The organism is Pseudofrankia sp. DC12, from assembly GCF_000966285.1.
Taxonomy (GTDB): domain Bacteria; phylum Actinomycetota; class Actinomycetes; order Frankiales; family Frankiaceae; genus Pseudofrankia.
On record NZ_KQ031391.1, the window covers coordinates 5,332,093 to 5,354,888 of the forward strand.

15 protein-coding genes and 1 riboswitch are annotated in these 22,796 nt (G+C 70.7%); of the genes, 11 read left to right on the forward strand and 4 right to left on the reverse strand.

The genetic code is table 11. The features are described from left to right. Positions 1 to 36 precede the first annotated feature (36 nt). Positions 37 to 1,188, forward strand: a complete 1,152-nt coding sequence (locus tag FRADC12_RS21460) for a DmpA family aminopeptidase (RefSeq protein ID WP_045877989.1) — start codon at positions 37 to 39, stop codon at positions 1,186 to 1,188. Between the two features lie 21 nt (positions 1,189 to 1,209). On the opposite strand, the gene FRADC12_RS21465 is transcribed toward FRADC12_RS21460, so the two are convergent. Further along, entirely contained in the window at positions 1,210 to 1,923 is a 714-nt protein-coding gene (locus tag FRADC12_RS21465; RefSeq protein WP_045877990.1) for a LysE/ArgO family amino acid transporter, read from the reverse strand. 61 nt (positions 1,924 to 1,984) lie between these two features. Between FRADC12_RS21465 and FRADC12_RS21470 the strand changes: the two genes are divergently transcribed. Next, positions 1,985 to 2,965, forward strand: coding sequence for a LysR family transcriptional regulator ArgP (locus FRADC12_RS21470; protein WP_045877991.1), 981 nt, complete (start codon positions 1,985 to 1,987; stop codon positions 2,963 to 2,965). 65 nt (positions 2,966 to 3,030) lie between these two features. Further along, complete coding sequence (locus FRADC12_RS21475; protein WP_045877992.1) at positions 3,031 to 4,020, forward strand: isopenicillin N synthase family dioxygenase; 990 nt, start codon at positions 3,031 to 3,033, stop codon at positions 4,018 to 4,020. Between the two features lie 48 nt (positions 4,021 to 4,068). Here the strand turns inward: FRADC12_RS21475 and FRADC12_RS21480 are convergent, their stop codons facing one another. Further along, positions 4,069 to 4,842: a maleylpyruvate isomerase family mycothiol-dependent enzyme gene (locus FRADC12_RS21480; protein ID WP_045877993.1), complete on the reverse strand. Its 774-nt coding sequence runs from the start codon at positions 4,840 to 4,842 to the stop codon at positions 4,069 to 4,071. Positions 4,843 to 5,100: 258 nt separating this feature from the next. On the opposite strand from FRADC12_RS21480, the gene FRADC12_RS21485 reads away from it, so the two are divergent. The 4 genes from FRADC12_RS21485 (at position 5,101) to FRADC12_RS21500 (ending at position 10,989) form a co-directional block, all read left to right on the forward strand. Next, positions 5,101 to 6,885 carry an alpha/beta hydrolase gene (locus FRADC12_RS21485; protein WP_045877994.1) on the forward strand — a complete coding sequence of 595 codons (1,785 nt, stop codon included), beginning with the start codon at positions 5,101 to 5,103 and terminating at the stop codon, positions 6,883 to 6,885. 123 nt (positions 6,886 to 7,008) lie between these two features. After that, positions 7,009 to 7,095: riboswitch (ZMP/ZTP riboswitch) on the forward strand. A gap of 160 nt (positions 7,096 to 7,255) precedes the next feature. Continuing rightward, positions 7,256 to 8,518: a serine hydroxymethyltransferase gene (gene glyA, locus FRADC12_RS21490; RefSeq protein WP_045877995.1), complete on the forward strand. Its 1,263-nt coding sequence runs from the start codon at positions 7,256 to 7,258 to the stop codon at positions 8,516 to 8,518. A gap of 99 nt (positions 8,519 to 8,617) precedes the next feature. Beyond that, positions 8,618 to 9,391 carry an alpha/beta fold hydrolase gene (locus FRADC12_RS21495; protein WP_052711067.1) on the forward strand — a complete coding sequence of 258 codons (774 nt, stop codon included), beginning with the start codon at positions 8,618 to 8,620 and terminating at the stop codon, positions 9,389 to 9,391. Between the two features lie 125 nt (positions 9,392 to 9,516). After that, the gene (locus FRADC12_RS21500) at positions 9,517 to 10,989 is read left to right on the forward strand and encodes an AAA family ATPase (protein WP_045877996.1); all 1,473 of its coding nucleotides are present in this window, start codon (positions 9,517 to 9,519) and stop codon (positions 10,987 to 10,989) included. Positions 10,990 to 11,086: 97 nt separating this feature from the next. Here the strand turns inward: FRADC12_RS21500 and FRADC12_RS21505 are convergent, their stop codons facing one another. Then, complete coding sequence (locus tag FRADC12_RS21505) at positions 11,087 to 11,503, reverse strand: hypothetical protein (RefSeq protein WP_045877997.1); 417 nt, start codon at positions 11,501 to 11,503, stop codon at positions 11,087 to 11,089. Beyond that, positions 11,500 to 14,013, reverse strand: a complete 2,514-nt coding sequence (locus tag FRADC12_RS21510) for an AAA family ATPase (protein WP_045877998.1) — start codon at positions 14,011 to 14,013, stop codon at positions 11,500 to 11,502. Before FRADC12_RS21510 ends, FRADC12_RS21505 begins: the two co-directional genes overlap by 4 nt. 625 nt (positions 14,014 to 14,638) lie before the next feature. Here FRADC12_RS21510 and FRADC12_RS21515 point away from each other — a divergent pair. From FRADC12_RS21515 to FRADC12_RS21530, 4 genes are read left to right on the forward strand one after another with little or no spacing between them, the layout of a single operon-like run. Then, complete coding sequence (locus FRADC12_RS21515) at positions 14,639 to 16,423, forward strand: N-6 DNA methylase (protein WP_045877999.1); 1,785 nt, start codon at positions 14,639 to 14,641, stop codon at positions 16,421 to 16,423. Further along, complete coding sequence (locus FRADC12_RS21520; RefSeq protein ID WP_232303947.1) at positions 16,420 to 18,402, forward strand: HsdM family class I SAM-dependent methyltransferase; 1,983 nt, start codon at positions 16,420 to 16,422, stop codon at positions 18,400 to 18,402. The genes FRADC12_RS21515 and FRADC12_RS21520 overlap by 4 nt, the downstream gene beginning before the upstream one ends. After that, positions 18,399 to 19,649, forward strand: coding sequence for a restriction endonuclease subunit S (locus tag FRADC12_RS21525; protein ID WP_045878001.1), 1,251 nt, complete (start codon positions 18,399 to 18,401; stop codon positions 19,647 to 19,649). Before FRADC12_RS21520 ends, FRADC12_RS21525 begins: the two co-directional genes overlap by 4 nt. Next, positions 19,646 to 22,768, forward strand: a complete 3,123-nt coding sequence (locus FRADC12_RS21530) for a type I restriction endonuclease subunit R (protein WP_045878002.1) — start codon at positions 19,646 to 19,648, stop codon at positions 22,766 to 22,768. Before FRADC12_RS21525 ends, FRADC12_RS21530 begins: the two co-directional genes overlap by 4 nt. Positions 22,769 to 22,796: the final 28 nt, after the last annotated feature.

Sequence of the window (22,796 nt, forward strand, 5' to 3'; positions counted from 1 at the left end):
GTCGCCACCCGGCCCGGCCCGGCAGGATCGAGACTCGTGGCTGAGCCTCGCCGACGGGCCCGTGAGCACGGCATACCCTTCGATGGGACGCCGGGACCGTTCAACGCGATCACCGACGTCCCGGGCGTCGAGGTCGGCTACTCGACGCTGATCAGCGGTGACGGGCCGCTGCGGGTTGGCGACGGGCCGGTGCGGACCGGGGTCACCGCGATCCTGCCGGCCGGCCGCGGCGCGATCGGCTCGGCCGTCGCCGCCGGCGTGCACGCGTTCAACGCCAACGGCGAGATGACGGGCAACGCCTGGCTTACGGAGACCGGGAGCCTCTCACTGCCGGTCATGATCACCAATACCCACGCCGTCGGTCCCTGCCACCGCGGCGTGATCGACTGGGTGGTCGCCAACCGGCCGGACCTGGCCCGCGGCTGGCTGCTCCCGGTGGTCGCCGAGACCTGGGACGGGTATCTCAACGACATCAACGGCGCGCACGTCACCCCGGCCCACGCGATGGCCGCGATCGACGCGGCGGTCGGCGGGCCGGTCCCCGAAGGCATCGTCGGCGGCGGCACCGGAATGATGTGCTACGGCTTCAAGGGCGGCAGCGGCACGGCGTCCCGGGTCGTGCCCTACGGCCCGGACACCTACACCGTGGCCGCCTTCGTCCAGGCCAACTTCGGCCGTCGCGACGAGCTGCGGATCGCCGGTGTTCCGGTAGGTCGCCTGCTCGCCGACGCCGACGCCGACGCCGACGCACGCGGGTGGGACGGCGACTGGGCGGCGCCACCCGGCGCCGGCAGCTGCATCGCGGTCCTCGCGACCGACGCGCCGCTGCTGCCCGGCCAGTGCACGTCGCTGGCCCGCCGCGCGCCGCTGGGGCTCGCCCGCACCGGGACCACCGGCTCGCACTTCTCCGGCGACCTCGTTCTCGCCTTCTCCACCGCGAATCGCGGCGCCCTGACCAGCACCTTCCCGACGGCGGACCCGACCGCCGACGACTACGCGGCCCTGCGGTTCATCCCCTGGGGCCGGCTCGACGCCTTCTACGAGGCGGCGGTGCAGGCCGTCGAGGAAGCGGTCGTCAACGTCCTGACCACCGCCACCTCGCTGACCGGCCGGGACGACCACCACGCCGAGGCACTGCCGGTCGGTCGGGTCGAGGACCTGCTGTCCCGCCGGCTCGGGCGAGCCTAGGGCCGCGGCCGAGCCTGGTCGTCAGCCGAAGGCGAGGCGGGCGGCCACGAACAGCATGGTGAGGCCGATCCCGAGGTCCAGGATGCGCCAGGTTCTGGGGCTGGAAAGGGCGGGCGACGCGAGGCGAGCGCCGTAGCCCAGACAGACGAACCACAGGATGCTCGCGACACCCGCGCCGGCGGCGAACCACCAGCGCCCCGTCGGCCCCGACCGTCCGCCGACCGTGCCGAGCACCAGCACGGTGTCGACGTAGACATGAGGATTGAGCCAGGTGAGGGCGGCGCAGCGCGCGGCGACAGCCGCCCGCGCCGATCCGACCGGGCCGGCCAGCTTGTGCCTGTCGGTCGCCACCTGGAGGGTCGCCACCTGGCGGCCGGCGCCGACGGAGGCCCTGACACCTGGGTCGCGTTGGCCTTCCCGGTCTCCTCCCATCGACCGGACGGACGGGCGCGCGGCGCGGCGCAGCGAGCCGGCGGCGAACCACAGGATGAAGACGACGCCCAGCCAGCGGACGGCGACCAGCAGCGGCGCGGCGCGGGCCAGCAGGCCGGCGACGCCGCCGACCCCGGCCGTGATCAGGGCCAGGTCCGAGCCGGCGCAGATCACGACGACCGTCCCGACCCGGTGGCGGGCGAGCCCCTGCTGTAGGACGTAGGCGTTCTGCGCCCCGATGGCGACGATTAGCGAGAACCCGGTCAGCAGACCGGTGGCGGCGGCGGCGAGCACGGCCGCCACGCTAGGCGGCGGACTTCCTGAAGGCCAACGAAAGATTCTTCAGAATCATTAGCATCACTTCATGGACCCGGAGCTGCCGCCCGCCCAGCTGGCCACGCTCGTCGCGATCGTCGAGCTGGGCAGCTTCGACGCGGCCGCCCGCCACCTGCACCTGACGCCGAGCGCCGTCAGCCAGCGGATCCGCGCGCTGGAGTCGGCCGCCGGGCAGGTTCTCGTGCGACGTTCACTGCCGTGCCGGCCCACCGCCGCCGGCGAGGCGCTGCTGCGGCTCGCGCGCCAGACCAGGTTGCTGCACGCCGAGGCCGTCGAGGCGCTTGGCGGCAGCCCGTCGGGCCGGGTCGAGCTGTCGGTGGCCGTGAACGCGGACTCGCTCGAGACCTGGTTCCGCGACGTCGTCGCCGAGATCGCGCGCTGGGACGACGTCGTGCTGCGACTGCACGTCGAGGACCAGGCGTTCTCCGCCGGCCTGCTGCGCGGCGGCGAGGCGCTCGCGGCGGTGACCAGCGACCCGGTCCCCGTCCAGGGCTGCCGGTGTGAGCCGCTCGGTACGTTGCGCTACCGCCCGGCCGCCACCCCGGAGCTCGCGGCCCGCTGGCGCGCGGACGGACCGCCCGACGGTGCGGCGGTGCCGGCGACGGCGGACTACCGCTGGGACCGGATGCCTCTCCTCGTCTTCAACGAGAAGGACGGCCTGCAACACGAGCTGCTCCGGGAGCGAGGTGTCCTCACCACTCCGGCGGCGGCGCACCGGGTGCCGACCACGGCCGGCTTCCACGAAGCGGTCCGGGCCGGTCTCGGCTGGGGCATGCTGCCCGACGCGCAGCTGGACGGCGACCTCGCCGCCGGGCGGCTCGTGACCCTGACCGACACCCACGTCGACGTCGCCCTCTACTGGCAGCGCTGGCGCCTCGAATCCCCGCTGCTCGACCGGCTGACCACCACGGTCACGGCGGCCGCGGGCCGGCACCTGCGCGCCACCCGGCCGGGCGGGCAGCCCGCGACTGTGTCGCAGGCCATGGGTAGAAACCCCGGCGGAGCCTGACGCCCCAGCCCAACCTAGGAAGAGGGCGGTGCGCGCCGCCGAGCCGTCCGAGCAGGAGCGACGTCATGACCACACCGGAGTACGCCCTGACCGAACTGGCGCGCGAGAGCCGGATGGGAGGCGCCGGGACCGAGGCGACCGACCGGGAGATCCGGCGGATCTCGCTGCGCGACTTCGAACGCCGGCGCGAGGAGGTCACCGGCGAGCTGTGGTCGGCCGCGGCCGACATCGGGTTCTTCCAGCTCGTCGACCACGGAATCGACCTCGCCGAGGTCGAGCGGGCCTTCGGCGCGGCCGAGGCCCTGTTCGCCCTGCCGGACGAGGTGAAGGGCCAGTACGCGCTGCGGAAGGGCACCAACGCCGGCTGGGAGAAGCTCACCCAGATCCGCCCCTCGACCGGCACCCCGGACCAGAAGGAGTCCTACCAGGTCACCCGGCCGCGGATGGCCGGGCTGTGGCCTACCGACGCCGAGCTCGACGGCTTCGCCGCGACGATGCTCGGCTTCGAGCGGCGGTGCTGGGAGGTGGCGACGCTCGTGCTGTCCTGCTTCGCCGACCGGCTCGGCCTCCCGCGTGACTTCTTCACCGCCGCCCACGACCCGGCGGCGCCGACCTACCAGAGCACACTGCGCCTGCTGCACTACTTCCCGGTGCCGCCCGAGGCCCAGGCGACGCCCGGGATCTGGCGGGCCGGTGCGCACACCGACTTCGACTGCCTCACCCTGCTGTTCCAGCGCGAGGGCGAGGGCGGGCTGCAGGTGATGCCGGGTGCGGAGGCGGACGGCGAGCGGTGGACCTCGGTCCCGGCCACGGCGGACGCGATCACCTGCAACATCGGCGACATGCTGATGCGCTGGAGCGACGACGCACTGCCCTCGACGTTCCACCGGGTCCGGCTGCCAGCGCCCGGTGAGTACGCGGGCCCGCGCTACTCGTTGGCGTTCTTCGCCCAGGCCAACACCGACGTCGTGATCTCCAGCCCGGCCGGGCGCTATCCGGACATCACCGCGCGCGACTACCTTCTCCAGCGCATCCAGGCCAACTTCGGCAGCTGAGCTGGCCGGCGGGCCGCCCGTCCGTGAGCCGGGCCAGGAGGACGGCGGTCAGCGGCCGGGCCGCAGCGCCGTCAGCAGGTCCTGGTCGCCGAAGGCGGAGAGACCGGGGCCGTCGAAGCCGGTCCGGCCCCAGATCGCGAGCAGCGCCGGGCCGGCGGGTCCGCGCAGGCCCGCGTCCCCCTTCTCGTGCCCTTCGCTGACCTCGACCGAGTCACCGGCCAGCGCGACCATCCACTCGCCGTTCGGCGCCGGCGGCGCGGCGGCCTCGTCCATGACCGACGGCGGACCGGTGAACAGCGGGTCGGTGAGATGGACGTGCGCCGTGCCCTCGGCGTGTGAGGTGAGCCCGGCCGCGCGGGCCGCCGGCAGCAGGACCCGCAGCACCTCGTCGATGCCGTCCGCGGCCAGCGCCGGATCGAGCTCGGGCGCCGGCCCCACCGCGCTGGCCGCGTCCCAGGCGTGGATCTGCAGCTCGTGCGTCAGCCGGCGCGGCCAGAAACCGGCGACCTGCGGCGCGTTCGTGAAGTTCCAGGCGGGAGCGGCCGGGTCGACGGCCTGGAACGCCGCCAGGGTCGCGGCGAGTGAGGCCCGGTAGTGCGCGACCAGAGCCTCGTCCTGCGCCGGCGGACGCTCGGTGAACGCCGGCGGGTCGACCACCCCGCGTGGCAGGTGCGCCGCGGTCGAGGCGAGCAGCCGGGCGACGTGGCTGACCAGCCGGCGGTTGTCCCAGCCTGGGCAGGACGGCACGGGGGCGTCGAGGTTCCCGGCCGCGGCGGCGATGAGCGCCTCGGCCTGCGTCTGGAACATCGCGGGATAGTTCATGCCCCGGAGTCTCCCGGTTCGGCGGCCCGCACGCACCAACCCGTCCGCGCGACCGCCTGTTCGTAGCGTTCGTCCGGCTCGTCGCGGGTCGGGTCACGCGGGGCGGGCGGTTCCCGTGCCGGAGGGTTGCCCGCGCCCGGGGCGGGGGACGGAGCCGGCACGGTCGTCGCGGACGTGACGTGCGGTCGAGGCGCCGGGCGCGGAGGTGGCCCGGCCGCTGGCACAGACCGCAAGCCTTCCAATGGAAGCCGAGGTCCCGTGAACCAGCCAAGGCGCAAGCAGGAAGGCGGCCCGAGCGGGCGCGGTGCGCGCGAGCGGCGCCGTCGTCGCCGGCCGGGCCGGCCGCAAGCGTGGGCCGCGGCGCTGGCGATCGCCGTCGCGGGCGCTGCCGGGCCGGTTCCGGCGGCCGGAGCGGCAGAGCCGTCGACCCGCGTCGGCCGGCTGTCGGCCTGGCGGGCGTGCGGTGACGGTGTGCAGTGCGCGACGCTCCCCGTCCCGCTCGACTACGCGCATCCGGCGGCGGGGACGATCAGCCTGGCGGTGGTGCGCCGGCCGGCGCACGAGCCCGCCCGCCGGATCGGCTCGCTCGTCTACCTGGAGGGCGGGCCGGGCGTTTCCGGCGTCCACTCGATCAAGACCTACCCGCAGCTGTTCGACTCGGCGGTCGGGGACCGGTTCGACATCGTCGGGTTCGACCAGCGGGGCGTCGGCGCGAGCGCGCCGGTCCGCTGCCTGACCGACGCGCAGAAGGCCGCGGAGCTCACCGACGTCCTGGTCGGCGCGCCGTCGCGGCGGGTGGTCTCGGCCTCGGCCGGCGCTGCCCGGCCCCGGTCTGCGTCCGCCGGCGGTGCCGGGGCGGGCAGTGGCGCGGGCGGTGCCGGAGCGGGCGGCGCCGGAGCGGGCAGCGCCGCCGGCGGTGCCGGAGCGGGCATCGCCGAGCGGGTGAGCGGATCGGGCGGCGGCGCGGCCCCCGGAGGTACGGCAGCCGAAAGTGCGCCCGCCGGATTCGACCGGATGGCGGCGTCGGACCGCGCGGTCGCCGAGGGCTGCGAGCGCTGGAGCGGGAAGATGCTGCCCTATCTGTCGACGGCCGCGGCGGCCCGTGATGTGAACGTCCTGCGCGCCGCGCTCGGCGAGCGGCGGCTCACCGCGTACGGCGGCTCCTACGGGTCGGAGCTGGGCGCCACCTACGCCGCGCTGTTCCCGACCGACCTGCGTGCCCTGGTGCTCGACGCGGTGGTCGACCCGAGGATGTCGACCACCGACCCCTTCGCGGAGACCCTGCTGCAGGCCAAGGCGTTCGAGGCGGCGCTCGACGCCTTCCTCACCGCCTGCGCGCGCGACGCCACCTGCGCCTTCGGGGACGGCGACCCGGTCGGCCACTACGACCGGCTGGTCGCCCGGATCGCGAAACACCCGATCTACGCCCAGGGCAAGGACGTCGAGACCACCCGTCCGGTCGACAGCGGCGTGCTGACCTCGGCTGTCCTGCAGCTGCTGTACAGCCAGCAGCAGTGGCCGATCCTCGCGCTCGCGCTGAGGCTGGCCGACGAGGCGAACGACGGCTCCGTGCTGCTGTCGCTGGCCGACCAGCAGTCGGGCCGGCGGCCCGACGGCAGCTACGACAACTCGTTCGACGCCAACACGGCGATCAACTGCGCCGACCAGCACTACCCGACGGATCTCGCGGCCTATCGCCGCTTCGCGGCGAAGCTGGCGGCTGAGGCGCCCCGGATCGGCTCGACGCTGGCCCTCGGCGGGCTGACCTGCGCCTTCTGGAAGGTCAGGGCGGCCTCCCGCTACACCGGTCCCTTCCTGGCCCAGGGCGCCCCGCCGATCCTGCTGGTCGGCACCACCGGCGACCCGGCGACGCCGTACGCGGAGGCGCGCTCACTCGCGGCCCAGTTGTCCAGCGGCGTGCTGCTGACGTGGCGTTCGTACACGCACGGTGCCTATGAAGGCCCGAGCACATGCGTCCACGACGCCGTTGACGAGTACCTGGTGAACCTCGTCGTTCCGAAGCCCGGGACGGTCTGCTCCTGAGCTGGCGGTCGCTGGACGCCGCGGCACCGCTTGGCCATCGGGGCCGCGCCAAGTGGTGCCGGCGACGCGGGTGTGAGGCGAGCCGGGGCCGGCCCTGCGCCCCAGGGCGACCCGCTAGACTCGGCACCGAGTCGCGACTGGCGTGCTGGGGTGGAATCAACCACCGGGAAGCGACCGATCGGCGAGGCACCGTGCGCCTGGGTGCCGCCGAAGCGGCACCGGATTTCTGGTGCCGCCGGCCGGACGACCTGCCCACAGCGCGATCGTCCGCCGGTGGCCCACGTGAACGGGCACTCCGGCCAGGAACCGCTGGCGGACCCGGTCGTGTGGGCGCGGGCGGGCCGGGCAGCCACTTCCTGGAGGTCTTCCCATGCACCAGCCATCGATCCGCGACCTGGCCAGCGCCGACCCGGAGATCGCGAACCTGGTCGAGTCCGAGGCGCGCCGCCAGTACGAGAAGATTCGCCTGATCGCTTCGGAGAACTACGTCTCGAACGCGGTTCTCGAGGCGAGCGGCACGGTCCTGACGAACAAGTACTCCGAGGGCTACGTCGGCAAGCGCTACTACGAGGGCCAGCAGTTCATCGACCCGATCGAGACGCTCGCGATCGACCGGGCCAAGGCGCTGTTCGGGGTGGAGCACGCCAACGTCCAGCCCTACTCGGGCTCGCCGGCGAACCTGGCCGTCTACCTGGCCTTCCTGCAGCCCGGCGACACCGTGATGGGCATGGCGCTGCCGATGGGCGGCCACCTCACCCACGGCTGGTCGGTCTCCGCCACCGGCAAGTGGTTCCGCAGCGTCAAGTACGGCGTCCGCCAGGACACCGGACGGGTCGACCTGGACGAGGTCCGCCAGGTAGCCCTCGCCGAGCGGCCGAAGGTCATCTTCTGCGGCGGCACCGCGATCCCGCGGACGATCGACTACCCGGCGTTCGCCGAGATCGCGGCCGAGGTCGACGCCGTGCTCGTCGCCGACATCGCGCACATCGCCGGCCTGATCGCCGGCGGCGCCCACCCGTCGCCGGTCGGGCACGCCCCGGTCATCTCGACCACCACGCACAAGACGCTGCGCGGCCCGCGCGGCGCGATGCTGATGTCCGACGCCGCGCACGCCGCGCCGCTGGACAAGGCGGTCTTCCCTGGCCTGCAGGGTGGCCCGCACAACCACACCACGGCGGCGATCGCGGTCGCGCTGCGCGAGGCGGCGACCGCCGAGTTCAGCGCCTACGCCCACCAGATCGTCACGAACGCCGCGGCACTGGCCAGCGCGCTCGCCGAGCGGGGCTTCGACCTGGTGTCCGGCGGCACCGACAACCACCTGATCCTGCTCGACCTCACCAGCAAGGGCATCGGTGGCAAGCCGGCCGCCCAGGCGCTCGACCGGGCCGGCATCGAGCTGAACTACAACACCGTCCCGTACGACACCCGCAAGCCGTTCGACCCGTCCGGCCTGCGGCTGGGCACCGCCGCCGTCACCACCCGTGGCATGGGCCCGGAGCAGATGGTCCAGATCGCCGCGTGGATGGACCAGGCCGTCAAGGCCGCCGCCGACGGCGACGAGGCCGTCCTGGCCCAGATCGCCGGCGAGGTCCGCGACCTCACCGCGAACTACCCGATGCCCGGCTGGGTCTGAGCCCGCAGGGGCTCCCGCTCCGTTCCCACCGATCCGGCCGCCGGGCTTGCCCGGCGGCCGGACTCGTCAACGGCCGTCGGCCGTACTAGCCGGCCCACGATGCTGCTGCTCCACGGATTTCCCTCCTCGTCGTCGATGTACCGCAACCTGATCCCGCTGCTGGCGCCACACTTCCACGTGCTCGCTCCCGACTATCCGGGAAGCGGCAACAGCGAGTTCCCCACCGAGGACAAGTTCGTCCCCACGTTCGCCAACCTGGCCGACGTCATGGAGCAGTGGGTCGAAACACTCGGCCTGGACCGGTTCATCGTCTACATGCAGGACTTCGGCGGCCCGGTCGGCTTCCGCCTCGCGGTGAAGCATCCGGACTGGGTCGCCGGGCTGGTGGTCCAGAACGCCAACACCTTCCTCGAAGGGTTCCCACCCCAGCAGGTCGCCGCTGACGGCGACGGGGGCGAGGCTGGTCAGGGATCCACCGCCGACAAGACCGTCAACGTCGAGTTCGCGAAGTTCCTCTACCAGACAGGGGTCCGCAACCCGGAGCTGGTGAGCCCCGACGCCTGGAACCTCGACGCCTACGCGCTCACGCACCCTGACTCCGTGCGGATCCAGCGGGCGCTGATCGCGGACTATCCCACCAACATCGCGCGATACCCGGACTGGCAGGCCTTCCTGCGGGAGCGCCAGCCCAGGACCCTGATCGTCTGGGGCAGGAACGACCAGTTCTTCGTCCCGGCCGGGGCCGAAGCGATCCACCAGGCGGTCACCGAGTCGGAGTTGCGCTTCTTCGACACCAGTCACTTCGCCCTCGAAGAGGATCTCGTCCCGATCGCCCAGGCCATCGTCGACTTCCACGGCACGCCCCCGGACTGAGGCCAGGCTTCCGGGTTCAGCCCGGCCACGGCCGCCTGCAGTTACTGATCAGGCCTCCCGCCTGGGCGAACCTAGTGGAAGTACACTTACTGTAAGTGTAGTTCCACTAGGGCCGGCGGGTGGGTATGGAACGTCCTGCGGACATGTTCGACCGCGACGAGGAGTGGGCGGCGCTCGCGGCCTTCTGCGAGGACCCCGCTCCCGGCGCCATGCTCGGAGTCGTCACCGGGCGGCGCAGGCAGGGGAAGTCCTTCCTGCTCGAGGCCGCCTGCGAGCAGACCGGTGGGCTCTACCACCAGGCCCTGGAGGGAACCGGGGCGGAGTCGCTGCGGCTGTTCGGTGAGCGTTTCGCCGCCCACACCGGCGCCGCCGCACCGCTGGCGTTCAGTTCGTGGCCGGCCGCGATCGACGCCGTGCTCGGCCTGGGCCTCGGCGCGCCCACGACCGTCGTCATCGACGAGTTCCCGTATCTCATGAAGGCCGCTCCGGAGCTGCCGTCGGCGGTGCAGGCGGCGCTCGGTCCACGCCGGGCCGAGCGAACCGCCTCGCGAACCCGGCTGATCCTCTGCGGCTCGGCGCTGAGCGTCATGGGCAGGCTGTTGGCCGGGTCGGCGCCGCTGCGCGGCCGCGCGGCACTCGAACTCGTCGTTCCGTCGCTGGACTTCCGCCTGGCCCGGGAGTTCTGGGAGATAGAAGACCCGCTGCTCGCGGCGCGGCTGCACGCAGTCGTGGGCGGGACGCCGGCCTACCGGGACTTCGCGCGCCGGGACGCCCCGCGCGGTCTCGACGACTTCGACGCCTGGGTCGTCCGTACCGTCCTCAACCGCAACTCACCCTTGTTCCGCGAAGCCCGCTACCTGCTCGCTGAGGAGCCGGACCTGCGCGACCCAGGGCTGTACAGCTCGGTGCTGGCAGCCGTGGCCACCGGCGCGGTCACCCGGGGAGCGATCTCCAACGCCGTGGGCCGCGGCGCGGACGAGCTCGGCCACCCGCTGACGGTGCTGGCGGACGCCGGCTTCCTGGTCAAGGCGGACGACCTGCTGCGTGACCGGCGGCCCGTCTGGCGGATCGCGGAGCCGCTGATCGCCTTCTACCACGCCGTCGTGCGCCCCGTGTTCGGCCAGCTGGAGGCAAGGGGACAGGCGGCGCGGACCTGGTCCGGACGCCGGGCGACGTTCGCCTCCCAGGTCCTCGGCCCCAACTTCGAGGAGATCTGCCGGACCTGGACCTCGGCCTACGCATCCGCGGAGACACTCGGTACCGATGATCTCGGCGAGGTCGGACACGGCGCGGTCCACGACCACGAGCAGCGGGCGGCGATGCAGTTCGACGTGGTCGCCCTCGGGCCAGCCGATGGCCAGCGCCGCCGGCTGGTGGCCCTCGGCGAGGCGAAGTGGGGCATCCAGCTCGGACTTGAACACCTCGACCGACTTCGCCGGGGCACCCGCCTGGTCGAGCAGACCAACAACCTCGACGTGTCCAGCACGCGCTTGCTGCTGTTCTCCGCGGTTGGCTTCACTGACCAGCTGCGTGCCGGAGCCGCCAGTGACCGGAACGTCGTTCTGGTCGACCTGGGCCGCCTCTACGAGGGCGACTGAGCCTGCGGCCAATTGTTAGCCGATGCCGACTGGCTTCGGCGAGCCATCGGACGTTTCCCGATCCGGATTTTGCGCCGGTCCGCGGAAAGCCTGCCTGTCAGGACACGCCATGACTGGCCAGGATCTGCGTGAGGGCGGCGACGTCGGCGTGCCAGGAACGCAGCTCGGCCACGGTCGGCGACAGCTCGTAGGGGTGGTAGTGGCAGGCTCCGGACAGCACCGTCCAGAGATGGTCAGCCCTAGCCGGGACCGCCGGATCCAGGCTGTCCAGGGAATTCAGGGAAAGTAGCTGCGCACGCATGGACACCGTCGCGACGCTGGCGTTCTCGCGGTGCCAGAGGGCGCGCAGCGCGGCCTCCAGTGCGAGGCGCAGCAGCCAGACGCAGGCCCGGGGCCACAGGCTCTCGGTTCCCCTCAGGCGCTCACGCAGCAGCCGGTCGGCGCTGGTCAGGTATTCGGCTGCCTCAAGGTCCGAGCCCGCGCCGGCGTTGGCCCAGCGGCCGGGCGCGCTCACAGGGTCCTCAGCTTCTTGACGAGTTCCCGGGTGTCCCTGACCAGCTGCTTGCAGTCGCCGGTGTAACGCTCGTGGCCGGCATGCGCCAGCGTCATGAAGGTTTCGCCGGTCGCCGAATCCCATCGCCGCGTGATCTCGATGCGAACCTGGGTCGTGGGCTTGTCCGCGTTGTTGCAGACGACGAGGGCGACCCGCCTCGCTGCTGTTCCCGCCTCCAGCAGTTCCTTCTCGACGCTGCGATGGTTCGCCCCGCCGGCGAGTCGGCGCCGGCGGTGAATGTCGTTGCAGACCGCGTCAAGGGCCGACTTGCAGTAACCCGGGACGAGACCGCGCTTCACACCGTCCGGGAGGTCGGGGGTCGCGGCGAGTGAACGGGCGTCCTCCAGGCAGCGCTTCGCGGGGTCGTCGACCGGCCGGACCGTGACGACGGAGCCCTCCCAGCGGACGACCTCCACCAGCCGCGCCGCGTCCTCGAAGCTCGCCAGCCGGCGGACCGCGTCGCCGAGCCGGTCGTCGTGGGTGAACACGACGACCTGGCGGGTCTTCGCCGTCTCCAGCAGGACCTGAGCCAGGCCGTCCACCTTGGACGGGTCCATGGCCTGCACCGGGTCGTCGATGACCAGGAACCGGAACGGGCTCTCGGGCGCGGTCGCCTGCGGCAGGAACAGGGTGAGCCCGAGCGTGTGCAGCTCGCCCTGGCTCATCACACCGAGGGCCTGGGTCTGCGTGCCGTCGACGGTGACGTCGACCTTCACCCGGCGGGAGGTGGACCGGCCTTCGAGCCGCAGCGGTCCGAGGTCGACGTTGCTCTCCTGCCGCAGCTTCGACCAGATCGCCGCGTGCTGGGCCCGGTAGGGCTCAAGCTTCTGGTCGCGCAGCCGCTCGATGACGGCGTGCAGCTTCTGGACCGCGAGATCAAGCTCCTTCGCGATGGGCTGGTGCGCACAGGCGGCCCGTGCGGCCCGCACCCAGGCGAGCACTCGCTCGGCCAGCGGGCTCCAGACCGCGTCCCGCGCCTCGACCCGGCCCTCGACGGCGGCGCGCAACGCCGTCAAGGCTCCGGCGAGTGGCGGGTGGTACCGCTCGAACCCGTCGGCGAGCACGCCCGGGTCTCGTTCCGAGCGCAGCGGCAGCCATCGTTCCCAGGCGGTGAGCACCTCGGCCGCGAGTCGCCCCTCGTCATCGGACGATGAAGCGGCGGTACTCAGTACGGCTGGCGGTGCGACGACGAGCATCCGCGCGGCGGCGAGAGCATCGGTGGCGCCGACGCGCGTCGCCTCGGCGTGCGCCGCGAGCGCCGTCAGCCGCTCCACCTCGGCGGTGGCGGTCACCCGCCACGCGGCATCCAGCGTGCCCGCGTGGCACAGCGGGCATGGGCCGTCACCATGGCGTTCCTGGTGTTCCAGCCCGGCGCGCAGCAGGCTCGCGAGCCGGCGGGCCTCGTCGGCCGGCGTTCCCGACAGTCCGGCGAGCCCTTGGGCCGCGGTGCGCAACCGGGCGACCTCGACGGCCACGACCTCCGCGGAGACGACGGCGAGCGCCAGCACCTCCCGGTCGAGGGCTACCTGCGGCGCGGGCTGGCCGGAGCAGGGCCATCCGCCTGAGCGGGCGATCGCCTCGGCGTCCTCAAGCTTCCAGCTCTTCCACATCTGGCTGCCGAGCGCGGCGGTGACCGCGAAGGCGCGTGGGTCGTCGCTTGCCGACAGTTCACGGAGCAGCGCGGCCCGTTCGTCACGAACGGTCCTGAGCTCGCGCGTCAGCTCCTTGTTCGCGTTCACCAGGTGCTGCTCGGCTGCCGTCAGGTCCTCCAGGCCGAGCAGCCGGCTGATCCTGTCGAAGATCGAGCTGCTCCGGTCGGTGATCAGGCCGCTCAGCTCGGAGTAGGCGAGGAAGGGCCGCCACAGCTCCAACAACGGCTGCCAGCCCAAATCCGCGAGGGGGATCGGCAGCTTGCCGTCACCGTGGACCGTAGTCGTGCCGTCGTGAAGGCCAGCACCGGCCGGCCACTCGTGCACGACGGTCAGCGTGCCGGAGCCCTCAGCCGTCAGCTCCAACTGGACGCGCGTCGGCTCGGCTGTGTGGTGCAGGCTGCGCCAGCCGTCCGTCCAGAGCGCACCACGCTTCGCTCGGTCCGTCGCGCCGGTGAGCGCGAACTCGGCCGCCTCCGCGAAGCTCGACTTGCCCGAGCCGTTGCGGCCGAGCGCGACCGTGAGCCCTGGGCCGGGAACCAGCGGCAGCGTGGCCGTCGGCCCGACGCCACGGAAGCCCCGCACCGAGATCGACCTCAGGAAGACGGCCGGCACCTCGGCGTCCGTCTTCGTCCGGCCCGCCGGCCTGGCCGGCGTGTCTTTCTCCGCCGTCGTCGAGCCCGCGGAGCCGTTGATGACGGCGGCGAGCCGGTCGCTACCGGCGCAGGCGGCCAGCACCAGCTCGGTCACCCGGTCCGGCGCTTCTTCCCGCACCAGCTCCTCGCGCAGCTGCTCCCGCGCCGGCACATCCGTCTCGGTCATGGTTCCCCCCAAGGTTCCTCGGCGAGCGTCGCACAGAGAATTCGACTCCCTGCGCCGTTGTCTCTGTCATTTCTCGGCGGTGTCAGACCGTCGAGATCGGGCGATAGTGCGGCTCCATGGCCTCTCCTTGCTGGCAAGTGCCGCGCGATGTTCCGCAGCTCGGACGGACCTGTGGGTCGCTGCCCGCGGGTTCCCCGGCACCCCCCTGTAGCGCCGGGCCCCGCGGGCAGCCGCCGTCCCCTCCCCGTGTCGACCAGGCGACTGACTCAGGTGGAACCAAGCCGTCGCCCGACGGGCGGCGGCCGGAGGTCATGGGAATGAATGGCCGCGCCGGGGCAGAGCGAGGCCAGGATCCGGAGACGTCAAGGGACTCGTCTGAGAATGAGGAGACGGGTCCGCCCTCAGGCAGCTGCGCGCCGTGGTGAGGCTGCCCGGGACCTTCTAACTGGTCCGCCTCCGCGTCCGGATGGCGGCGCTGCTCGTGCAAGGCCTGTACTGAGCGCGGCACTGCCGCGACGGTCATGACGTTAGGGGCGCTTCGCCACAGATGTCAACCGTGAACTGGTGTCGTGTGTACAGATGCTCGAAGCGTTTACACGCCTTGTCGTCGGGCGATCAAGCCGGTATGGTCGACCATGTGGACTTCGACGGGCAGGAGGAGCTGACGGCTGCCGCTGTGGCGCGTCGCGTCGGCGTAGGCCGCGCCGCCGTGTCGAACTGGCGTCGGCGCTACGACGACTTCCCGCAGCCCGTCGGCGGTGGTCCCAGCACTCCGACGTTCCGGTGGGCTGACGTCGCGACCTGGCTGGAGAATTCCGGTCGCGCGGAGCAGCTGGCCAAGGCCGGCCGTACCGAGACCGGCACCGAGGCCCTCGACGGTCCCACCGGGGGCTGGACCGTGCGGTCCGGGGTGGCCGAACAGGCCGTGACCAGCCGCGAGTCCGGCGACCTGCTCGCCCGGGTAGTCGTGTCGCTGCTGCCGGCCTCGGTGACGGCCGGCGTGGCCAGTGGCAACGGCCCCTTCCCGCCGTCAGACGATCTACCGGCCGTGCTGGACTCGGCCTGCGCGCAGGGCACCCTGCTGCTCGCGGTCGCGGACCGGTTCGACAACCGGGTCCGCCTGCTCGGCCAGGAGCTCGACGAGGGGCTCGCGCAGAGCGCCACGCTCAACCTGCGCGGCCACCCGCTCACCGGGCCTTACGACATCCGGCTCGGCGACTCGCTGCGCGGCAACCGGTTCACCGAACTGCTTGGCCGGGCGGCGGCGGTGGTGTGCGAGCCGCCGTTCGACCGCCCCGACTGGCCGGCCGACGAGCTCACCCTCGACCGGCGCTGGGAGTTCGGCATCCCCGCCCCCCGGGACGGCGAGTTGGCCTGGGTGCAGCACTGCTACGCCCACCTGCGCCCGCGCGGCATCGCGATCGTGGCCGTCTCGCCGCGGACCTGCGTCTCGCCGTCCGGGCAGGCGATCAGGGAGGCGATGGTCCGCTCAGGCGCGTTGCGCGCGGTGATCGCGTTGCCGCCGAAGATGAGCTCGTCCGGCGTCGACGCCTACCTCTGGGTGCTGCGCCGGCAGCACGGTGAGTCCGACGGCCATCCCATCGTCATGATCGACCTAAGCGCCGTCCCGGACATGGCCGAGGTGCCGCAGCAGTTCGCCGTCTGGCAGCGGCTGTATGAACTCGCAGCCGCGTCGCCCGTCGGCGCTGGCCGGCACCGGCCAGGCCCGTCGGTGGCCCGGTCGGTCTCTCGACTGAGGCTCCTCGACGGTGAGACGAACCTGCTGCCATCGAGATATGTGACCACCCGCGCGGAGCCGAGTGCTGACGACCTCGCTCGCCTCACCGGCCAGGTCGAGGCGCTCTACAGGCGGATCGGTTCGGGCCTCCCGCGGTATGGGGCTGCGGGCGGAGGCGCTGGGTTCTCCTTCGTAACCCTGGCCGAGCTGGAACGCGCCGGGGCGCTGACCATCCGCCAGCGAGGCACCGAGCCTCGGGCGGGCGATGTCCTCGTCTGGCCGCGTACCCCGAGCGTTGTCGTCGCCTCCGGTGGCGAGAGCATCGCCGCGATGGCGAGCCACGTCATCGAACTGGACCCGGCCCGGCTCGACCCGGCGTTCGTGACCATGTTCCTGCGGCCCGAGGTGGACGCCGTGCCGATTCACAAGGTGCTCGGGGTGCTCGGTCGCGAGGACCTGCGTCGCTGCCGGATTCCGCGGCTGGCGATCGACGGGCAGCGCCGCTTTGGTGCCGAGTTCGGGCGGCTCTCCGAGCTGCGGGACACCCTGGCGACGCTCGCCAGACTGAGTGCCACCATGATCGACCACACGCTGCACGGGCTGACGGCCGGGATTCTGACCCCCGACCGGCTGACCGCTCGACCCACGCCGACGCCAGAGGAGAACCTGTGACTTCCCCGGGGCCCAGCCATTCCAAGATGGCCGCCGACATCTGGGCGGTGGCCGATCTCCTGCGCGGCGACTACAAGAGGCACGAATACGGCGCGGTGATCCTTCCCTTCACGCTGATGCGGCGCCTCGACGCGGTCATGGCCGACACCCGCCAGGCAGTCCGGGACAAGGACGCGTCCCTGACCATGACGAACAAGCAGCGCCTGCTGGAGATCGCGGCGGGCCGCCCGTTCTACAACGTCTCGAAGCAGGACTTCACCACGATCGCCTCGGACGCTACGAACCAGTCCGTGGTCGCCAAGAACCTCCGGGACTATGTCCGCGGCTTCTCTCAGAACGTCCAGGACGTGTTGGACGCCTTCAACCTGGACAACCAGATCGCCAGGCTGGCCGGGTCGAGGCTGCTTTTCCAGGTCGTCGGCCGGTTCGCGGCCATGGACCTTGGCGGACTCTCCAGCCACGACATGGGCTACGTGTTCGAGCACCTGATCCGCAAGTTCGCGGAGGACTCGAACGAGACCGCCGGTGAGCACTTCACGCCCCGCGAGGTCATCAAGCTGATGGTCAACCTGCTGGTGGCGCTGGACGCGGACGTCGTCGCCGGGCCCGGCCAGGTGATCAATATCCTCGACCCGGCCTGCGGGACCGGCGGCATGCTGACCGAGGCCGCGGACCACATCAGGGCGCTGAACCCCGAGGCGCAGGTCTACCTGTTCGGCCAGGAACTGAACCCCGAGTCGTGGGCGATCTGCCAGTCGGAGATGCTGCTGCGCGGCCAGCGTGGCGACGTCAAGCTCGGCAACTCGTTCAGCGAGGACCGGTTCCCGGGCCGCCGGTTCGACTACATGCTTGCCAACCCACCGTTCGGCGTCGAGTGGAAGAAGGTCAAGGACGACGTCGAGCAGGAGGCCGAACTCGGGTTTGCCGGCCGGTTCGGCGCCGGCCTGCCGCGGATCAACGACGGGTCGTTCCTGTTCTTGGAACACATGATCTCGAAGATGGAGAAGGTCGAGGACAAGGGAGCACGGCTCGCGATCGTCTTCAACGGCTCGCCGCTGTTCACCGGGGCGGCCGAGTCCGGCGAGTCGAGGATCCGCCAGTGGATCCTGGAGCGCGACTGGCTGGAGGGCATCGTCGCCCTGCCCGACCAGCTCTTCTACAACACCGGGATCTCCACCTACTTCTGGATCCTCTCGAACCGCAAGCCCGCCAAGCTCGCCGGCAAGGTGATCCTGCTCGACGCCCGCGACCAGTGGGAGAAGATGCCCAAGTCCCTCGGCGACAAGCGCAAGCAGATCTCCGACCCCCAGATCGAGCACGTCACCAAGCTGTACGTCCGGGCGCTGGAGGTCGCCGCCGACCCGGCGCATCCGGACCACGGCAAGGTGAAGATCTTCGGGACGCGCGACTTCGGCTACCACCGGATCACCGTCGAACGCCCGCTGAAGCAGCGCTTTGAAGTTACGGAGGACACGCTGCTCGCGTTGGCTGAAGCGAAGGCGCTGGCCAAGTGGGACGGCCGGGAGAAGCTGGCCGAGGCGCTGCACGACGCGATCGGCTCCGTCTGGTGGACGAAGAGCGAGGCGACGGCCGGTCTGATCGCCGCCGCTATGGCCGGGGGAGCGAGCCTTCCCGGCACCGCGGCTCACCTCAAGGCGTTCTGGGGCGTGGTCGCGGTCTCCGACCCCGAAGGGGAGGTCCAGCGCGACAAGGACGGCAGCCCGTTGTCGGACCCGGACCTGCGCGACTTCGAGAACGTCCCCCTCGACGAGGACATCGAGACCTACTTCGCCCGGGAGGTCATTCCGCACGTCCCCGACGCCTGGATCGACCACGACAAGACCAAGGTCGGCTACGAGATCCCCTTCACCAGGCACTTTTACGTGTATACCCCGCCCAGACCCCTGGCCGAGATCGACGCGGAATTGCGGGACCTCGAAACCCAGATTCAAAAGCTCCTTGGCGAGGTGACGGCGTGAGGACGCGCCTGCGTCACGTCGCCCAGGTAAACCCGCCAAGCCCGCGGTTCGACCGTCTCGCGGACGACGCCGAGGTGACGTTTCTGCCGATGGAGAACGTCTGGCCAGGTGCTCGTCTGGACCTCAGTCAGGTCCGACAGCGATCGGCGGTCTCCACGGGCTACACCCGGTTTCAGTCAGGTGATGTGGTCGTCCCCAAGATCACTCCGACCTTTGAGGCGAGTCGGTCAATCCTGATCCCGGACATTCCCAGCCAAGTAGGCACCGGAACGACCGAGCTGCACGTGGTTCGGCCTGGCCCGGAAGTGGATGCCCGATACCTTCTATACACCTTCCATTCCTACGACTTCCTCAAATTCGGTGCGGCCGAGATGTATGGTGTCGCCGGACAGAAGCGTGTCCCTGATGATCTGATTCGCAACTGGGTGGTCGATCTTCCGTCACTCGACGAGCAGCGCCGCATCGCCGACTTCCTCGACGCCGAGATCGCCCAGATTGATCGACTTGTTCAGTCTAGAACACGGCAAAGTGAGTTGCTCGGCGAACTGGAAATCGTCTTGATCGACGACGCGTTTGCCGGCCTCGGAGCGGCACCCGTGACACGGCTCGGCTACCTTGCCGCAGTACAGACGGGGGTGACCGTCGACAGTGGCCGCCAAATCGACGGGGACACCGTGACCTTGCCCTACCTTCGCGTGGCCAATGTTCAGGTTGGATATGTCGACCTGGAAGAAGTCGTCGAGATCACAGTCCCTCGTCGAACGGCAGCAACCTCGCTGCTCCGCGACGGCGACGTCCTGATGACCGAGGGCGGGGACCTCGACAAACTGGGCCGGGGAACCGTCTGGCGCGCACAGATTCCCGAATGCTTGCACCAGAATCACGTCTTTGCGGTGCGACCGGATCTTAGAGTGCTCTATCCCGACTACCTCGCAGTCCTCACTCGCGCGTCCGCAGCGCGGAGTTATTTCGAGAGCACTGGAAACAAGACAACGAACCTGGCATCGACCAGTAGCAGCAAGATCCGGGACTTCCGTATTCCCCTACCCGGTATTCCGGAACAGCGGAAGCTCGTCGACGATGTTGTGAGCAAAATCGAAGTCGTACGTCACCTCGACAGCAGGCTCTCGGACCAGCTCGGGCTTCTTTCCGAGCGCAGGCAGGGCTTGATCACGGCCGCCGTGACCGGGCAGATCGATCCGACGACTGCGCGAGGGCTCGGGTCAACAGATGGGGCTGCCGCATGACGCCAGGGGAGCACACCGAGCGCGCATTTGAGGACCGGGTGAAGGAGGAACTACTCCACCGAGGATGGGAGCGTGGCCAACCAACGGTCGGATTCGACGCCGGGTTGGGGCTCGACACTGCCGATCTGCTCCGGTTCATCGGGGCCACGCAGCAGAAGAGCTGGGATCGCCTTGTCGAACTCTACGGCGACAAGGTGGTGGCGCATCGACAGTTCTCGCAGCGGGTGGCGTCCGAGATCGACGCCCGTGGGGTGCTGGACGTGCTGCGGCAGGGGGTGCGGGACCGGGGGGTCCAGATCGACCTGGCGTACTTCCGGCCTGGGCACACGCTCGCCGTCGATGCGCTCAAGGAGTACGAGGCCAACGTCCTGACGGTCGCCCGGCAGCTGCGTTTCAGTGCGAAGAATCCGCAGGAGTCGGTGGATCTGGCGTTCTTCGTCAACGGTCTGCCGGTGGCGTCCGTCGAGCTGAAGAACGGGATGACTGGGAAGTCCGCTGAGGACGCGATTACCCAGTACCGGAAACGGGATCCGGCGGAGCTGTTTTTCGCGAAGCGTGCCCTGGTGCACTTCGCCGTCGACCCCGACCGGGCGTTCGTCGCGACGCGGCTGAAGGGCGCGAATACCCGGTTCCTGCCGTTCAACGTCGGCTCGAACGGCCCGGGGGAGTCGGGTGCGGCCGGCAACCCGCAGGCGCCGGAGGGCTCGTACCGCGTCGCGTACCTGTGGGAGCAGGTCTGGAGCCGGCATAACTGGCTGGAGATGCTGCAGCGGTTCGTGCACGTCGAGGTGCCCGCGACGAAGGGCACGAAGGTCAGTGTCCACGACCTGCCACGGATCTTCCCTCGCTACCACCAGTGGCACGCCGTCCAGAAGATGGTTGGCCACGCCCGGGAGAATGGCGCCGGCCAGAACTATCTGGTCCAGCACTCTGCCGGCTCGGGCAAGTCGAACACGATCGCCTGGCTCGCGCACCGCCTGTCGACCCTGTTCGACGAGAAGAACCAGAAGGTGTTCGACAAGGTCGTCGTCATCACCGACCGCGTCGTGCTCGACCGGCAGCTGCAGGACACGATCTACCAGTTCGACCACACGCCGGGCGTCGTCAAGAAGATCGACGAGGACTCGGCCCAGCTCGCTGCCGCCCTGGCCGACGCGACGTCGCAGATCATCATCTCGACGCTGGAGAAGTACCCGTTCATCCTCGACAAGGTCGCCGGCCTGGGTCTGCGCGCCAAGCGCTATGCCGTGATCATCGACGAGGCGCACACCTCGCAGACCGGTGAGCAGGCGGCGAAGCTCAAGCAGGCGATCGGCGTGCGGTCGGACCGCGAGCCCGACGAGGACGAAGCGACCTATCAGACTCGGGTCCGCGGCAAGCAGCCCAACCTGTCCTACTTTGCCTTCACCGCGACCCCGACGTCGGCGACCTTGAAGCTGTTCGGCACTCTCGACCCGGCGCGGCCCGGCCCGGCCGGCGAACCGCTGCTCGCGCCCTTCCACGTGTACTCGATGCAGCAGGCGATCGACGAGGGCTACATCCTCGACGTGCTGGAGAACTACCTGACCTACGAGGCGATGTGGCGCCTGAGCAGCGCAGCGGTCGAGCAGCAGGACTCGGAGCTCTCCAACCCGGAGGTCGAGAAGAAGAAGGCGCGGCGCAAGCTCGTCCAGCTGGTCGAAGCGCATCCAGCGTCGGCGGCGCAGAAGGCGAAGCTGATCGTCGAGGACTTCCAGAAGAACATCACCGGCCGGCTGGGAGGCCGGGCGAAAGCTATGGTCGTCACCGACGGCCGTCAGCAGGCCCTCAACCTCTACCAGGCGATCCGCCGGTATGTCGACGACGCTGGCCTCACGAACTGCCGCCCGCTGGTCGCGTTCTCCGGGAAGCTCACTGACGAGGAAAGCAAACTCGAGTTCACCGAGTCGAAGATCAATGGGTTTCCGGAAGGGCAGCTGCCCAAGAAGTTCGCCTACACGAAGGCCGACGACCCGGACGCGGCGGCGCGCAACCAGGACGAGTACCGGATTCTCGTCGTCGCGGACAAGTACCAGACCGGCTTCGACCAGCCGCTGCTGTGCGCCATGTACGTCGACAAGCCGCTGACCGGCGTGGCCGCGGTCCAGACGCTGTCGCGGCTGAACCGGACGCACCCGCTCAAGAGCCAGGACGACGTCCGGATCGTCGACTTCGTCAACGACGCCGAGGACATCGCGGTGTCGTTCAAGCCCTGGTTCAACACCTCGCTCAGCGAGCAGGCCGACGCGAACCTGCTCTACGCGAAGCAGACCGAGGTCATGGGCTATCAGATCCTGGACGTCTCCGAAATGGAGGCGTTCATGCGAGTGCTCTCGGCGGCCGGACCGGACCGGATGCCCGGCGCGGCCGAGCGCAAGCTGCACGCCGAGTTGCACCGGCTCCTCGACCCGGCGATCGACCGGTTCAACGCGCTGGAGACGCCTGCGGAGCGGGAGGAGTTCCGCGACGCGCTGCAGAAGTACTGCCGGGCCTACAGCCTGCTCGCGCAGATCCTCGACTGGGGCGACGCCACGCTGGAGCGGCTCTACCAGTACGGCCGGATCCTGCTCCGGCGCCTGCCCGGCCGGGCAGCGGCGGCCGTCGACATCGGTGACGCGGACCTGACCCACTACCGGCTGGAATTCACTGGCCATCACGACGTGTCGCTCGCGGCGTCCGGCGACCAGGTCGTCCGCGGCCACGCGGCCGACGGCGGCGGCTACGTGGAGCCGGAGATGGCACGGCTCGCCGACGTCATCAACAACCTGAACGACCGCTTCGGCCTTGACCTGGGCACGTCCGACCAGATCCTGCTCTTCCAGCAGGTCGCCGGCCTGGTCGAGGACACCCGGATGCAGCAGGTCGCGCTGATGAACGACGAGGCGCGCTTCGGCCAGGTCGCCGACGACCGCCTCGACGACATCGTCGCCGTCAATGCCGAGCGGAACAACGAGTTCATGAAGCTCTACTTCGACAATGCCGAGTTCCAGCAGGCCTTCAAGGAGGCCGCCCGCACCCGTGCCTACCGGATCATCACCGACCCAGCCCGTGACGAGGCCCTCGCCCGCCTGCGCACCGAAATGCTCCGCGAGACGACCTGACGGACACCGTCCAGCAGCACCGACAGAA

Coding starts and splice junctions, on each gene's coding strand:
- FRADC12_RS21470 (WP_045877991.1), top strand. CDS start 1,985: ATGGACCCGGAGCTGCCGCCCGCCCAGCTGGCCACGCTCGTCGCGATC.
- FRADC12_RS21475 (WP_045877992.1), top strand. CDS start 3,031: ATGACCACACCGGAGTACGCCCTGACCGAACTGGCGCGCGAGAGCCGG.
- FRADC12_RS21480 (WP_045877993.1), bottom strand. CDS start 4,842: ATGAACTATCCCGCGATGTTCCAGACGCAGGCCGAGGCGCTCATCGCC.
- glyA (WP_045877995.1), top strand. CDS start 7,256: ATGCACCAGCCATCGATCCGCGACCTGGCCAGCGCCGACCCGGAGATC.
- FRADC12_RS21495 (WP_052711067.1), top strand. CDS start 8,618: ATGCTGCTGCTCCACGGATTTCCCTCCTCGTCGTCGATGTACCGCAAC.
- FRADC12_RS21500 (WP_045877996.1), top strand. CDS start 9,517: ATGGAACGTCCTGCGGACATGTTCGACCGCGACGAGGAGTGGGCGGCG.
- FRADC12_RS21510 (WP_045877998.1), bottom strand. CDS start 14,013: ATGACCGAGACGGATGTGCCGGCGCGGGAGCAGCTGCGCGAGGAGCTG.
- FRADC12_RS21515 (WP_045877999.1), top strand. CDS start 14,639: ATGGTCGACCATGTGGACTTCGACGGGCAGGAGGAGCTGACGGCTGCC.
- FRADC12_RS21530 (WP_045878002.1), top strand. CDS start 19,646: ATGACGCCAGGGGAGCACACCGAGCGCGCATTTGAGGACCGGGTGAAG.